General features: G+C 44.8%; 11 protein-coding genes. 2 read left to right on the forward strand and 9 right to left on the reverse strand.

Annotated features, from left to right (window positions below):
* Nucleotides 1-35: 35 nt before the first annotated feature.
* From ACLWBB_RS11145 to ACLWBB_RS11155, 3 genes are all read right to left on the reverse strand, one after another.
* Entirely contained in the window at nt 36-1,793 is a 1,758-nt protein-coding gene (locus ACLWBB_RS11145) for a VWA domain-containing protein (RefSeq protein WP_413287587.1), read from the reverse strand.
* 190 nt (nt 1,794-1,983) lie between these two features.
* The gene (locus tag ACLWBB_RS11150; protein ID WP_413287588.1) at nt 1,984-2,442 is read right to left on the reverse strand and encodes a peroxiredoxin; all 459 of its coding nucleotides are present in this window, start codon (nt 2,440-2,442) and stop codon (nt 1,984-1,986) included.
* Nucleotides 2,443-2,446: 4 nt separating this feature from the next.
* Entirely contained in the window at nt 2,447-3,640 is a 1,194-nt protein-coding gene (locus ACLWBB_RS11155; protein WP_413287589.1) for a hypothetical protein, read from the reverse strand.
* Nucleotides 3,641-3,794: 154 nt separating this feature from the next.
* On the opposite strand from ACLWBB_RS11155, the gene ACLWBB_RS11160 reads away from it, so the two are divergent.
* The gene (locus ACLWBB_RS11160) at nt 3,795-5,396 is read left to right on the forward strand and encodes an AMP-binding protein (protein WP_413287590.1); all 1,602 of its coding nucleotides are present in this window, start codon (nt 3,795-3,797) and stop codon (nt 5,394-5,396) included.
* A gap of 51 nt (nt 5,397-5,447) precedes the next feature.
* Here ACLWBB_RS11160 and ACLWBB_RS11165 read toward each other — a convergent pair whose 3' ends face one another.
* Nucleotides 5,448-5,858: a high-potential iron-sulfur protein gene (locus ACLWBB_RS11165; protein WP_413287591.1), complete on the reverse strand. Its 411-nt coding sequence runs from the start codon at nt 5,856-5,858 to the stop codon at nt 5,448-5,450.
* 140 nt (nt 5,859-5,998) lie between these two features.
* Nucleotides 5,999-6,409 carry a MerC domain-containing protein gene (locus tag ACLWBB_RS11170; RefSeq protein ID WP_413287592.1) on the reverse strand — a complete coding sequence of 137 codons (411 nt, stop codon included), beginning with the start codon at nt 6,407-6,409 and terminating at the stop codon, nt 5,999-6,001.
* Nucleotides 6,410-6,497: 88 nt separating this feature from the next.
* Between ACLWBB_RS11170 and ACLWBB_RS11175 the strand changes: the two genes are divergently transcribed.
* A complete protein-coding gene (locus tag ACLWBB_RS11175) occupies nt 6,498-7,895 on the forward strand; it encodes a protein adenylyltransferase SelO family protein (protein ID WP_413287593.1) in 1,398 nt (465 codons plus the stop codon).
* Between the two features lies 1 nt (nt 7,896).
* Here the strand turns inward: ACLWBB_RS11175 and ACLWBB_RS11180 are convergent, their stop codons facing one another.
* The 4 genes from ACLWBB_RS11180 to ACLWBB_RS11195 all read right to left on the reverse strand — a co-directional run bounded on the left by ACLWBB_RS11180 (nt 7,897) and on the right by ACLWBB_RS11195 (nt 15,532).
* Complete coding sequence (locus ACLWBB_RS11180) at nt 7,897-10,269, reverse strand: hypothetical protein (protein ID WP_413287594.1); 2,373 nt, start codon at nt 10,267-10,269, stop codon at nt 7,897-7,899.
* Nucleotides 10,270-10,382: 113 nt separating this feature from the next.
* Nucleotides 10,383-11,801 carry an ammonia-forming cytochrome c nitrite reductase subunit c552 gene (locus ACLWBB_RS11185; protein ID WP_413287595.1) on the reverse strand — a complete coding sequence of 473 codons (1,419 nt, stop codon included), beginning with the start codon at nt 11,799-11,801 and terminating at the stop codon, nt 10,383-10,385.
* A gap of 2 nt (nt 11,802-11,803) precedes the next feature.
* A complete protein-coding gene (gene nrfH / locus ACLWBB_RS11190) occupies nt 11,804-12,256 on the reverse strand; it encodes a cytochrome c nitrite reductase small subunit (protein ID WP_413287596.1) in 453 nt (150 codons plus the stop codon).
* Between the two features lie 156 nt (nt 12,257-12,412).
* Nucleotides 12,413-15,532, reverse strand: coding sequence for an efflux RND transporter permease subunit (locus ACLWBB_RS11195; RefSeq protein ID WP_413287597.1), 3,120 nt, complete (start codon nt 15,530-15,532; stop codon nt 12,413-12,415).
* Nucleotides 15,533-15,559: the final 27 nt, after the last annotated feature.

Below are 15,559 nucleotides of genomic sequence, written 5' to 3' on the forward strand. Positions count from 1 at the left end.
AAAGCGGGCTTTTTCTTTTCTTACGAAAGTTTATTTTACTCTTGAGTATAAGAAACTTTCACGCTGCTAGTCTCTGTTAACACCACGCTGTCGTTCAGAGTGAGCACTCCTGCTGCAAAACTATAATCACTTGCAAGCAATACCTTGCCGTCGACTTCGACTTTCACGATCTTCATCGCTAAAGTGTCCTGCAGTTTGAAACTTCTTCCAAGCTTCGTCAAAACATCTGTTTTTAGATCGGTGAAGTATTGCGCCCAATCCAAGTTACAAATGTTGTATGTCTTCGCTTTCGTTTGATCTGCCAATGTTTGATAGACCGCTCCTGTAGCCGCTTGACAAGGGCTTGCACTGCCCTGACCGATAAAGCTAAAGACCGCGACATCAGCACTGCGTGCTCCCGCCTGATCTAAGAGTCCCATAAAGGTTGCGGCACTAATCGCCGAGTTGTCGTCTGTTACGAAAACGACGATCTTTTTCGAATCAGTTCTGAAGAATGGAACTCCATTTTTAAGAGCCAATACCAAATGATCGCCAACAAGTTTAGTACCATCCGTTGAACCTACAACCTTATTCACCTGCGTGAAGCGCGCAGCATCCAGTCCAGACGGCAGACTTACCAACGTGCCAGTCGTGCCCTTTTGACTATAAAGCAAGAACTTCATATCAGATGCTTTATCCAAAGAGTTGATAAAGGTCGTAAGGTTATTACGAACATGGGCTGCTTCTTCTTTCATAGAGCCCGAATTATCTACAACCCATACCATGTCCAGAGGTCTCACCATCTTCGTTGAATTGACCGTGAAACTTTCCGTCATCACAGGCGGTGGATTGCAGCTACCCTCTTGTCTTAAGAAAATACCTTTAGAGAATTCACCCGTAGAAATAAAGGCTGCTTTCGTACAGACTTTCTTTTCGAGTTTTTCATAGATATTCACTAAAGTCCCGCCGTACTTACAAACAGCAGGTTCGCTGATGGTTTGTCCAGCTAAGCTTGAGTACTTAATGCTTCCATCGGCCGCGCCACCTTCACAATTACATGCGCCGGTAGTCTCGATCAATTTGCCTTTTGTGTACTCGTTCTGCCCCACATACTGAGAGGATTGGCAGATGAACTTCTGATTCTTTTCATAAATATGAGTCAGGTTCCCGCCGTATTGACAGAATCCAGGCTCAGAAATAGTCGCATTTGGAACAAGGCGAGTGCTGCTGCTGCCTTCTGGAGCACCATCCGCACAATTACAAGCGCCCGTTTGATTGATGAACGGACCTTTTTGGAAGTCTTGTTTTGAGACAAGGCTGCCGTTCTCACAAGTATATTTCTGATGTTTTTCATAGTTCAAAACCAGAGTGCCGTTCACTGGGCACGCTTGGTTTTCACTGATAACTTCGCCAAGGACGTTTTTCCAGATGCTGGATCCGTTACTTACGCCATCCGCGCAATCACAACCACCACGCTGGGTGATCAAAGCCCCTTTTTTGTATTCATCCTGCCCGACAAGCTGTCCGCCATCGCATAGGACTTTTTGCATCTTTTCATAGATCAGGGTGAGATTGCCACCATAAGGGCATTGGCCGGGTTCTTCAAAATGATCGTGAGCAAGCACTTCCCACTTCACAGCGCCACTGACTGAACCATCCGAACAAAGTAGAGGCTCCTCTGCACCAGAGGTACTTGCTTCACTTACTTTTTCTGCGGGTTGAAACTGCACGGGAGCGCAGTTTTGAAAGAGCAATGTGGACACAAGGCCCATACCTAACAAAAGCATCGTAAAATGCATACGATGTAGCTTCATACGTTCTTCCCCTACGTTAGAGTCTGTATTAAGGGTAACAATGCTAAAATGAGAAATAAATCAAAACAGATTTTTTTCCCATTTTAACCCAGACCTTTTTGAGAGGACTTAGCGTTTGAGGCGTGACGGTGCGTGCATTTTAATGACCACGGTCGCAAAATGATTTCGAACAGCCAAGAGTATAAAAGCTCTACAGGCCTTTTACAAAATCGAGCATCTGTTTTGCGTGCCCTTGCGCTTTTATTTTGCGGAATTCACCGACCAATTTGCCGTTTTCATCAATGACAAAAGTGCTGCGTTCAATACCAAGAACCATCTTGCCGTACATGTTCTTTTCTTTGATCACATCAAAAATTTTGCAAAGTTTTTCATCTGCATCTGACAGAAGTTCAAACTTGAAATTGAACTTACAGATAAACTTATCGTGGGACTTCACGCTATCACGAGAAACACCAAAGACTTCGGCATTCGCCGCCTGAAACTGTGGATAGAGCTCGTTGAACTCTTGTCCTTCGACCGTGCAGCCCGGAGTATTGTCTTTCGGATAGAAATACAAAACCACCTTTTTGCCACGTAAAGAGCTTAAAGAGATGTCCCCTTTATAGGTTGATGGAATTGAAAAATCCGGTACTTGAGAATTTAAATTCATGGCACTACCTGGTGTTTTGCTCGCGTGGGATGTCTGGGACGGGAGTGGCTTGGTCTTGCGGCTGCTGAGGTTGCTGCGGCTGTTGCTGTTGTTGCTGCTGGTCCGGGTAGTAGTACTGCTGCTGCGGCGGCTGGACGCCTGGCGGGTACCCGCCACCTTCTTGCTGCTGCTGTTGTTGTTGGATTTGGTCTTGCGGGAGGACGCCTTCGCTGAATTCTTGCGAGCCTTCTTCAGGATGCGGCGTTGGCTGCTGCTGGACCGGCCCGGACGTGCGGCCGCCCCGGCCTTGCGGGTTTTGGTTTTGCTCTTGGTTTTGACTTTGGTTTTGGCCATCGGGATTCTCCTGTTGTTGGGCTCCAGGTGTTACTTGCGGTTTTACAATCGGCGGTGGAGTCGCTGCTGGAACTTGCTTTGCTAAGAATTCTGGAGGCTGTATGACAGTCTCCGTAACAGAGATCGCCCCATCCATTGGAACATCGACCTCAATTTTGCGAACGGGCTCTAAACTTTCAAGAACTTCAGCCTTGATGTGCAATATGCTTTTGGCATTTTTCTCGAATTCAAACCGACTAAAACGCAATACCTGATTTTTTGCAGCATTGTAGTCAAACATCAAATTTTCACAGCTGAATTTCTCAATGATGCCGTTTTCAGTGGATTTCAATTTGCAATCGATTTTTGGACTTAAAATCCCTGTCGTAAAACCTAAAACCTCTGAAAGATTACCACCACGGAAATTCATCGTAAGTTCATTTGCCGTTGGATGATCCCAATCCCCGATTTTGACAAAGCTCTCTTTGCGGTTGCATTGGTGAAAAACCTCTGCGGACTGCGGCACTCCGCCAAGTCCTTTCACGTTACGAGTCATCGAGTACACATCGCACTTGAACAAAGACTTATTCGAGAGCTTTTGTTTCATTTCAATCAATAAAGCGCGCTGCATTTTTCCAAAGATGGATTTCCCCTGCGGAGCTCTTTCCTGACGGATCACCCACAGCGATTCTCGCAAAATGGCATCCATCTGTTCGAACCAGTGCAAGATCTTTTGCATCTCGCGTTCCTGGTTTTTGACCGGGTCTGGGGTCGAAATTATTTTTGGAACAGGTGTCTGAAGCGGTTTCTCCGCTTCCACTTTGGCGGCTTCCTTGCGGAAAGTACAGCTTGCACACAAAATAAGCATAACCAAAGCGTATTTCATCTCATTGACTTCCTTAGCCGTACCTCTCTAAAATTTGAATGCACCCTTTTAAGTTTATTTAAAACACCGGAGGCACTTCTTGGAGAAACTTTGGCTAAAACATTATCCTAAAGGTATCCCTACAGAAATAAATATGCAGGAGTACTCCTCCATCATGCAAGTTTTCGATGAAGCTTGCCAGAAATATCCTCAGGGCATGGCCTTCACGAATATGGGTGTGGGAATCACATACTCAGAACTGAATCAGAAGGTTCAGGACTTCGCAGCCTTCTTGCAATTTGAGTTGAAACTAAAAAAAGGCGACCGAATTGCTCTGCAAATGCCGAATATGCTGCAATTCCCTATCGCCTTGTTTGGCGCACTTCGCTCTGGATTGACGGTTGTTAACACCAATCCGCTTTACACAGCTAAAGAAATGCTTCATCAGTTTAAAGACTCAGAGGCAAAAGCCATCGTGATTATGGCTAATTACGGCCATCTCTTAGAGCAAATCCTTAAAGAAACGAAGATTGAATCCGTCGTCGTGACCGAGCTTGGGGACCTATTCCCGTTCCCTAAAAGCCTCATCGTAAACTCGGTCATCAAGTACGTGAAGAAAATGGTTCCGGCCTTCAATCTGCCTCAGGCATATACTTTCAAACAAGCGCTAGAACTCGGTCAGGGAAAAACTCCAAAATCTGTTGAGTGCACTCTTTCTGACGTCGCGTTCTTGCAATATACGGGCGGAACGACCGGCATTTCTAAAGGGGCTGTTCTTACCCACAGTAATATCATCGCAAATATGCAGCAAATCTGTGTGTGGATGACGCCACTTCTTAAAGAAGGCCAAGAGGTCTGCATCACTCCACTTCCGATGTATCATATCTTCTCTTTGACTGTGAATTGCTTGGCATTCATGAAGTATGGAACTCACAATATCCTCATCACCAACCCACGCGACATTCCTGCGTTGGTGAAAGATATGAAGAAGCATCACTTCACGATCATGACTGGCGTGAACACTCTCTTCAATGCTCTTTTGAACAACGAAGAGTTCACGAAAATGGATTTCTCTCGTGTGAAAATGAGTGTCGGTGGAGCGATGGCTCTGCAAACTTCCGTAACTCAACGCTGGAAAGCGATCACGAAAAGTGTTTTGGTCGAAGGCTATGGCTTGACCGAGACTTCACCAGTTGCTTGCTGCAACCCTATCGATGGCCATGACATCGTCGGCACGATTGGTTTGCCTCTACCAAGCACCGACATCAAACTTGTGGATGACGACGAAAATGAAGTTCCAATGGGACAACCAGGCGAACTTTGCGTGAAGGGCCCACAAGTCATGCAGGGATATTTAAATCGTCCCGATGAAACTGCAAAGGTTTTGAAAAACGGCTGGTTGCATACTGGTGACGTTGCCGTCGTCGACGAAAATGGTTACTTCAAAATCGTAGATCGTAAAAAAGATATGATCTTGGTATCGGGCTTCAACGTTTATCCTAATGAAGTGGAAGAAGCGATTGCTTCCCACCCTGGCGTCCTTGAAGTTGCTGCGATTGGTGTACCAAATGAGCACTCTGGCGAAGTTGTAAAAGCTTTCGTTGTTAAGAAAGATCCAAGCTTGACGGCCGAGCAAGTGATTGCTCACGCCAAGAAAAGTCTTACGAACTACAAAGTCCCTAAGGAAGTGGAATTCAAAACAGAACTTCCGAAAACCAATGTGGGTAAGATCTTAAGACGTGCTCTCAGAGATCAACCACCAAGCGCTAGTAAATAGAAATAAAAAAGGGAGCTGAAAAGCTCCCTTTCTTTTTCGGGCTCAATAAGATTAAGCCTTTTTAGTCCAAGTTGAGCACCAAGCAGTGCCTTTTACCAACTGGTTCGGGAAGATTTGGCATTTACCAGTTTCTTCACCATTTTTAGTGCCGTGCTTTGTATAGAAGCTGCAGTTATTGCAGAACTGCTTATCAAAAGACACTCCACCTCTGTCGACTTTCAATGCGGCATCCTTCACATCGCTGTGTTTGTGAACGTAGTTCACTGGAGCTGCTGTTCCTTTGCCTGGTTCAACCATTGGCAAATCGCCGCCACCTGCTGCTGGAGCTGCGCCTTCTGCTGAACGTCTTCTTCTTTCCTCAGCCAAAGCTTTAGAACCAAAAAGAGCTGGTGCCACGAGCGCAAGACCGAGCATTTGACCCGCTTGCTTGAAAAAACGACGACGACTAGTATTGTGTTGCATTTAAAAACCTCCTGCTTGTCGTAGAGCTTTACTTTTTTCAAGGCTGCGCCTTTTTCAATTGGTTTGCAAGTAGACTTGGCGCAAAAAAGCAGGATTTTTTTTGACCACACGCCACTCCTAGAGGCAGCAAATGGAATTGCTTAATTTTTAGCGGAAATTTTACGAAGGCTGCGGAAATTTAAAGCATGAGCCGCAACGAGAAGGAAACTTCCCATCAAAGTCATGATGTCATTCCAGCGAAGTTGATTGCGAGAACTCGGACCGATTAAAGCGATACACAATAAAAACAAACCAAGTCCGCCTAAAAGCAGGATTGTTTTGCTTTCGTGTTTTTTAAAGCCCGCCCAAAACGAGTAAACAGCTACAGGGAAAATAAAAAGCGCGATCGCCAAATGCACCGGAGAATAATGAATCGAATACACCCACAAAGGCAGGCTCAAAGAAATAAAGGGTGTCACTAAACAATGAAGAGCGCAGAGCGAGGATAAAAGGATCCCCGTACGGTCCCACTTCTTTTGTTCTTCATTGAGATTGATTGGCGACATGGACATAGAACCTATATGCATCTAAATGCAAATAATTGTCAATAAAGTCCCATTAGACCTTGTCTTTTAGGCCCTCCTCACAGATAAAAACCCTGTGAGCAGAGAAAATATTCATAACCCTCCAATCCTAGAGCTGGGACCTGACTTTTACGATCCGGTCAAACCCGCGGTTTTCCCCGAGGCCCACTTGCGTTATCGCAATCAAGAAGCTGCCCGCTTCATTGGATTAGACTCTCTGTCTGACAGCGCCTGGAAGGACCATTTCTGGGCGTTTAAACCACTGCCAGGCAATCTGTCGGAACCATTAGCTCTTCGTTATCATGGGCATCAGTTCATGCATTACAATCACGAGCTCGGCGATGGTCGCGGTTTTTTGTTTGCTCAATTTCCAGTTGCTGGAACGTGGTATGATCTCGGCACCAAAGGCAGCGGACAGACGCCCTACTCGCGTGATGGCGATGGTCGTTTGACTTTGAAGGGTGCTTATCGCGAGGCTCTAGCAACAGAGCTTCTGCAATCATTAGGCGTGAATACCAGCAAGACGTTTAGTTTTTTTGAGACCGGCGAAAACCTGGTTCGCTATGATGAGCCCTCACCGACTCGCGCCGCAGTTTTAGTGCGTTTTAGTCATGGACACATTCGCATTGGCACTTTCCAGCGCCTGGCCCACTTTGAACAAAAAGAAAATATCCAAAAACTCGTCGATGTCTGTTTGAAGGCATACTATCCAGAGATTCATTCTGACGATGCGGATGAGAGAGCTTTTTTATTTTTCCAAGCCGTGGTTCGTAAGTGCGCACTCTTAACAGCACAGTGGATGATCGCGGGCTTTGTTCACGGCGTATTGAATACGGATAACATCAACATCACGGGCGAGAGTTTCGATTACGGCCCTTATAGATTCCTACCTAGTTATGATGTGCGTTTCACAGCAGCTTATTTTGATCGCCAAGGCTTGTATTCTTTCGGTCGTCAACCGGTCACGATGCTGTGGAATTTGCAGCGTTTGGGTGAAACTCTGAAGTTACAATTCAACACGTTGCCGGTCGAAGAAATCATCGAAGAGTTCAGCGATGAGTTCAATGCTCATGTGAAACGCCTCTTCCTGCAGAGACTAAATCTAAAATCCCGTGGTACTGAAGCCGATGGCAGCCTGTTAACAGCTTACTTTAACTTTATGGAATCAAGCCCTGCGCTTTACGAGCAAGCTTTCTTTGATTTCTTTGGTGGCAAAGCCTCACCAAGGATTGCATCTTCCCCGCAAAAGGACTTCTATCAGGGTGAAGAGTTCGCAAACCTCATGAATCAGCTACAAGACTTTGAAGTTGATGATGTGACCAAGATGGCTCACTCCTATTTCCAAAACTCAAAACCCTGCACGCTCCTCATTGAAGAAATTGAATCCATCTGGAAACCCATCGCTGAAGAAAACGATTGGGGCTTTTTCTATAAGAAGCTGGAAGAGATTCGCTCGTTCCGCGGGATCTATTGACCTAAGGATTTACAACATTCACTTTTCTTAGCCTAATCCCGTCGGGCAGAACGGCATCATAAGGTATGCGGATCGTATTTGAATCGTAAGTATAAATTTGAAGTTCATCCGGGACTAGTCTCTCCACTTCATAAGTATCGTAATTTGAGAGTTGCCCATTCAGCTTTTGAATTTTCCCCTGTTTATCTATGTAAGTGACTTCCACATCAATCGAGTCTCTAAAGAATTTTCTTTGCTTTGGATTTACAGGAACGAAATTCGAAGGCGCTTTTTTTAGTACTTTTACTTTCTGATTTACGACTTCATGTTTGCGAACATAAATAGGAGCAAGGTCCCCTGGACGTTGCAAGATAAGGTAGTTCTTATCCATCCCTTTAAATTCCCCAGTGAACTCGTGAGACTTTAATTGGCCTTGGGCATCTTTCTCTAAAGAAGTGAGCTGAATACGCTCTCCAGGATAAAGATGAGAGACCAGTTTTTCGTTGTGCTTTAATTGGGCAGGTGAAGTCAAATACTGATCCTTATCAATTTCATAGGTATGGCCCCAATCAACCTCACCTGCCTTGACGGTGACGGTTTTTCCCTCCGAAGTTTTAAATACATAGGGATCGTCGCCCCTCCCTCTTCCAGAAACCCATTGTCCACGCAGGCGCTCAGCTTGGAGGTTATTATTTTTATCCGGAGATTTTTTAACAACATCCATATAATTACGCATTATATTAGGCGAATGGTCTCCGGGGGCATATACTTGGGACAGGGTTTCAAGGTGTTTTTCTGAAATCTCTCGCACCGTAATTTTACTGAGGTCTTCAAGTTCAAGGGGAAGACTTGTAATTCCCCCAGACCGCGTTCCATACGTGATAACAGTATACTTCCCTGCGCGCCTTAGACCGATAAACTCAACTCTTTCAATGTGGAATCTTGAATTCCCATCTGCTGGAAAAGTTATTTCGATAGGAGTCCCTTTTTTTATTGTGGTCAGATCTTTGATCTCGCCGCCGCCAGCGACCGTTCTATATGAAAAAGGCGCGGCAACTTCTTCGATCGGGATCTTATCAGGGATAAAGAGTTGATTTCCTTTCCCGCCGGCAACTTTACCGACATAACCCGTGAATTCTTCTTTCACCACATACATACGCATTTGACCGCGATCATTTCCCCAGGTTGCCACGTTAAAAAGGTCCTCGGCCTCGTCCCGATTTTTAGCAACATCGGTCGAGAACCAACGACCACCATTCGCTTGTTTGCTTCTTTGAACCTGCCACAAGACTTGCCCTGGTTTAAACTTCTGTTGCTCAATCGGGCCATCAAAAGCTTCTTTCAAGCTGCCTTTGAGTTCCGGCAACGTCCCCACATGTTTCTGTCCCATCCTGCCACTTTGAGCTCGGATCTCTTTGAGGTCCAACGCAGCTTCTAGACTTTCAGGATCTTTTTTTTGAATCTTACCGATGTCATCAATTGTAATAACCTCAGGCTTCATCGGAGCTCTCGCAGTTTTTGCCTGTACGATGCTTCGACCAGCTTTGACTCCGTTAACAGCTTTCTCAGTCAGCCCCGCCAATTTAGAAATCGCAGTGATCCCTTTTGTCGCAACAAAAGGATCCAAGACGATAGCCAGCGCATAACAACGCATTTTCGCAACCACGACAGGGTCATAACAAACTGAGTTTGCAATCCCCATGTCAGCTAAAACGCCATCAATCATCTCATTCACGGAATGCGGTTTTAAACTCACAGCCTCATTCTCGGACCAAGGCTCAACAAAAGGAGCATCGAGAGTTTTATCTGCTGCCTGTTTTTTTAATTTTACAAGAAGCTTTCGATAGAGAGTTTCGGCACTGAGACCATTTAGATAATTCGCATTGGCAGGATCATTGGGATCTCGCACATTTCTGTCAAAAGGATGGCCTTCAATTTCTTCTTTCGTGAAAAGCCCCACATAGGGGCCCAGCATTTCTTTTTTGCACTCAGCCGTTTTGCATTTATTGAAATACTCTTCACGAGCTTTCATCTCGGGCGTTTTCTTAATGTCCGTTGCTACAAACTCAATAATGGCAGCAGCGAAATCTACATTGGCTTGCCATACTTCTGCTGAACAAGTAGTCGTGAAATCGCTCAAACTTGTGGGTGTGGGGCACACCGCCAACGTCGTACAACTTCGGCCGTTCACCGCTGCTGTCGGATTCTTTTCATACCATAAGTCACAGTTTGCGGTCTTGAGCTCTAGTTCACATTGTTGCTTCGCGAATTCTTGTTGGGGAGTCAGTGGTTTACAAAGATAGGGATCTTTTTCTGGCGTTTTGCATAAGTCCGGTGCTGCAAGCACACCCAAAGGACCTAAAATGAAGACAGAAGCCAGTAATATTAAGTACATAGTTACTGATCGGCCGCTCATTTTGAATACTTGAAAGAAACTGATCTAGTCAGGCACCACACTTAAGACCTTCGTCAGGTCTGTGGGTTTCTATAAAGCCCCCTAAAAGCTTTTTATTGGGAAGTCTTCATCACCGACTCTGGCTTTTTTGCACTCGGCTCGGTTGATACGCGATTTAAGAAGTTTTGTCCTTGTCGTGAGTAATCTAAAGATAAGCTTAAAATTCGCAAAGCTTCCCCTGGGGCATGGAAACCCATGGAGTTTTCAGCTTCTACAAAGTCCACTAAGAATTGGGCTTTTCTTTGATAATTTTGCGCCTTTTCCAAATCTTTTTTGGATTTTATTTTGTCTTTGGACTCGCCTAGCTGCTGGATATATTCATTGAGGGCATTCAGGGCAATTCCGCGAACTTCAAATGTGCGATCTTGAATGGACTCAACTCGAGCCTTTAACTCTGCTTCGGGCCATTGATGGCAAGTTTGACAAGAGTGACTCAGATTTAACACCGGACTTCTTACGTGATGATCAGTTAATTTCATAGCTCCCACACGCTTGTAAGGCATATGACAGTCAACACAAGAAACGCCACTACGTGCATGAATACCTTGGCTGTACATCTCAAATTCAGGGTGTTGCGCTTTTAGAGCGGGAGCGCCCGTGATTTTATGTTCCCAATCTTTATGACCGTTTTCTTCGTACAAGGCTAAGATGTTGTCAGCTCTTAACCCCTTGGCCCATGGAAAAGTAAGCCGTTTTTCTGGCCCTTTGAAATAATATTCGACGTGGCATTGAGCACATACAAAGACACGCATCTGTTGAGGACTTGCCTGATGGTTAACATCGTACTCAGAAATACCTGCATTCTTTTTTACTAGCTTAATTCCCTCTATAAACGCAGGTTTTGTAACTCGAAGTTTCATGGTCTGGGGCTCGTGGCAGTCAATACACGAAACAGGATGTTTTACATGTTTTGCAGCTTCAAAATAAGGCAGCTGGTTCATCTTTTCAAAGCCATCCATGATATTGCCATTTCCAAGTTTTTTCATATAGACATAGGTGGAAGCATGGCAGTTCAAGCAAGTGCCTGGTTGCTTGGTCACATGTTGACGTTCTGTATAGAACTGGTCTGTTAACATGTACGCGTGGCCTCGCTCTTCGCGAAAATCGACAGAAAATGCATAACCAGCCCACATGACTTTAAGTCGTGGATCTTCATCCAAACGAGACTGAGAAACCTGACCGCGCGGATCTTTATCCGTTGGAATATGCGGAAGCGCTTCACTACCTCCGTACTTAGTTCGTGTTTGGTCCACAGTTTGAAGATACATTTGATAGTGATCCGGAAAGTTCTGTCCCCAAATAGCAGGATCATCAACGTCATCAGTAATAGGAACACGGAGCTGAAATGGTGAATGAGCTTGAAGTTTCTTTTCGGAAATATCCATAATCATAAAAACAGCAAATGCAGTCACAGCGCTAGAAATAAGAACCATCAGCCAGAAAGTTTTACTTTTTAAGATATTCTCTTTCATACTTACCACCTTTTATGTCCTACGCCATTATGACAACTAAGACAGTTTTTGTCGCCAAAGCCCGTGCCATGAAAACGACTGGTCTCGATCATTTGCGAGTGACAGCTTAAGCAATTTTTCATGGCGATCTTGCGATTAAAATCTTTGATTTGAATAGGATCGTGATAATGACCTGTCGTAAATGCCCAGGAATGGAAAAAACCATTAATTGCTTTTTGCGAGTATTTAGAAAAAATATTTCCATGCGTGTGACAAGTATTACAGGTCGCAACTGATTTGTGCGGGGAACTCTCCCAAGCTCTGAAATGAGATTCCATAACATGGCAATTCATACAAGCTTTAGGATTTGCAGAAAGATAAGAAAACCCATCGGCATAAAAAAAGGTCGCCACCGAACTACCGACGGGAACACCAATTAGAAGTGCTAAGATAATAATCGAAACCCTATTTATCATTATCTTTTTATTTAAAAATCTTTAAAAAGCTCTGTCACTGAAAATAACTTTTAATGCTACTGCACAGTTAGTGATGAATTTGCAAAGCTGTTGTCTTTTGAAATAAAAAAGGCCGTAGCTTTTAACTACGGCCTTTTAGTTTTTAAGAAATCTAGTTTAGTGCTTTTCAAATTCCTCTTTCGAGTGACCGCCGAATCTTCTGAAGAATCTGCGGCTTGCCAGTCTGAAGTCATCGATGAAGCCGTAGGCTGCTGGGACGATCAAAAGTGTCAGCACTGTCGAGCTGATCAAACCGCCGATGATCGCGATACCCATCGAAGTTCTCATCGCACTGGCTTCATTCAAACCAATCGCAATCGGCACCATCCCCGCAATCAATGCAAGTGATGTCATCAAGATCGGACGAAGACGCGTGCGACATGCTGTTAACAAGGCCTCATTACGGTTCACACCACGATCTTCCAAGTGCTTCGTGTAATCCACGAGCAGGATCGAGTTCTTCGCCACAACCCCTAAGAGGAGTACAATACCGATCAACGAGAAGATATCGATGCTCTTACCGAAGGTCAAAAGACCCACCATCGCTCCGCACATCGCCAGTGGCAAGGCGAGCAAGATCGTAAATGGAGTGATAAAGCTTTCGTACAATGATGCCAACACCAGATAGATGAACAAAACGCCCAAGAAGATCGCTAGCAACATGCTCGAAATCAAATCCTGGAAGTCCTCGGCCTGACCTTGGAAGCGATAATCTACTCCCGGAGGTGGCGGTAGTTCTTCTTTCACAATCTTTTGAACCGCTTCAGATACTTCACCTAATGAACCATTCGGCCCCAAGTTCGCACCAATGTTGATAAAGCGGCTTTTATTCTGACGATTGATCTGTGAATAACCCAAAGCACTTTCCGCTTTCGCGATACGATTCAAAGGAATCATATTGTTATTTGAGTTCGGAACAAAGGTCGTATCAAACTGCTCACGAAGATCACGAGATTTTTCTTCAAAGCGTACACGCACTTTGTATTCGATCCCTTTATCACGGAAGACAGCAGCTTCAGTTCCTTCAGTACGTGCACGAAGCTCGGCCCCTGCCATTACAGTAGATACCCCCAAGTGCTCCGACTTCTTACGGTCAAACACCACATGGAACTCAGGTTTTCCAGAACGGAAATCCGTATCCACATCAATCAAACCAGGAATCTTGATCATGCGCGCTTTTAAGCTCTCGGCATACTTACTAAGAGCGTCCAGATCATCACCCGTCACATTCAAGTTAAAGGGTTTTTGACCACTATTCACGGCATCGATATCACCGACTTCAACAATGGCTTTTTCTTTGAACGGCTTTAGCACTTCACGAACTTTGGTTTTAAGCTCGGTCGTATTCAAAGTTCTTTTTTTGCGCTCTACCAACCGCACAAAGATATTGGCTTTGTTTGCTTCACCTGTTGTCGAGCCCACTGTCGTTAAAACCATATCAATAGCTGGATCTTTATTCAAAATATCTTCAAGATCTTTGGTAAAATCAGCAGTTCCCTGCAATGAAGTTCCCACTGGCATTTCAATCGTAATACCGAACTCTCCGTTATCTGCTGCTGGCAAGAAAGTTTTCGGGATAAATGGAACTGTCATCATACTCAAAACGAAAATCAAAACACCCAAAGCCAAAACAGTTTTTGGATAATTCAAAGTCTTTTTAAGTAAACCCGCGTACAGGTTTTCAAGTTTGGTTTGGAAATTATCAAACGAGGTTAGAATCCCGCCGATAAAACCTTTACGTTTACCATGCTCTGTCGGTGATGCCATATAAGCTGACAACATCGGCGCCACGGTAAAGGCGTCAAAGAGCGAGATCAACATCGTAAAGACGATGGTCAGACCAAACTGTTTGAAGAACTGTCCAATAATTCCTTGCAAGAAAGAGATCGGACCAAACACCGCAATAACCACCATCGTGGTCGCAATTACCGCCAAGGAAACTTCAGTCGTCCCTTCTAACGCGGCTGTTTTTGGATCTTTCCCAAGTTCCATATGACGGAAAATATTTTCCCGCACCACGATCGCATCATCGATCAACAACCCCACCGCCAATGATAGCGCAAGGAGTGTCATCATATTAATAGAGAAACCCATTGCGTACATCACAATGAATCCACCCAAAAGCGAATTCGGAAGCGCCATGCCCGTAATGAAAGTCGAGCGACCAGAACCTAAGAAGAAGAACACCACAATCACACAAAGTGCGATACCGATCAGGATAGACTCTTTAACGTCAGCGACATTCAAACGAATCGGTCGCGACATATCGCGCACGACTTGAACATTCGCATCTATCTTTTTTTCTTTGAGGAACGTATTTACTTTTTCAAGACTCTTCTTCACGGCATCTGTCACGGCCACCGTGTTGGAACCCGACTGCTTATACACTTGCAGAAGAAGTGCAGGATCACCCTTGATACGCGCCATGGTTTTTTGATCTTCAAGACCCTTCACGACGCGACCGACATCGCTTAGCAAGACGGCGCGGTCTGAACCGATGAAATTCACATTCACGTTCTTGATTTCATCCAAAGACGAAAACTCACCACTGGTTCTCATCAAAAGCTCTTTCAAGGGATTTTCCACTTTACCAATTGGGATATCCTTTGAGGTCTCTTCAATGCGCTTAGAAATTTGCAGCATCGAGATCTGACGATCTTGGACTTTCTTTTTATCGATCTGAACTTGGATTTCGGTTTTACGTCCCCCGATCACCTCAACCTTACCGATATCATTTAAACGCTCAAACTGAGGTTTAATCATCTCATTGGCAACGTCGAAGGCTTCACCCGGCTCTAACTTGGAAGTAATCGCCAAAGTGATCACCGGCTGATCGGCAGGGTCAAAACGGAAGATTACGGGCTCATAAATATCATTCGGTAAATTCCTGCGGATATTACCCAAACGATTTCGAACCTGCTGCTCGGCCTCTTTCACATCGGTCCCTAAGCGGAACTCCAAGATGATCATGGCAACAGAGTCCAAGTTATTAGAAGTCATGGTTTTAAGCCCCGACAAACTTCCAAGCTCGTCCTCTATCAGTTTTGAAACTTGTTTTTCCAAATCAATCGGTGAAGCTCCAGGGTAAGTGACCTGAATCCCTACGATCGGAAAGGTCACATCCGGGAAAAGATCCACAGGCATTTTGAAAAGGGAAATCACGCCCAGGATCAACATCAGCGCAACAACGCAGGTAATGAAAATCGGTCTTTTAATGGACAATGCTGATAAATTCATAAAGTGCTCCGTTTAGCAAAATACCAA

The sequence above is a fragment of the Bdellovibrio sp. HCB337 genome, from assembly GCF_047302465.1.
Classification (GTDB): domain Bacteria; phylum Bdellovibrionota; class Bdellovibrionia; order Bdellovibrionales; family Bdellovibrionaceae; genus JACMRP01.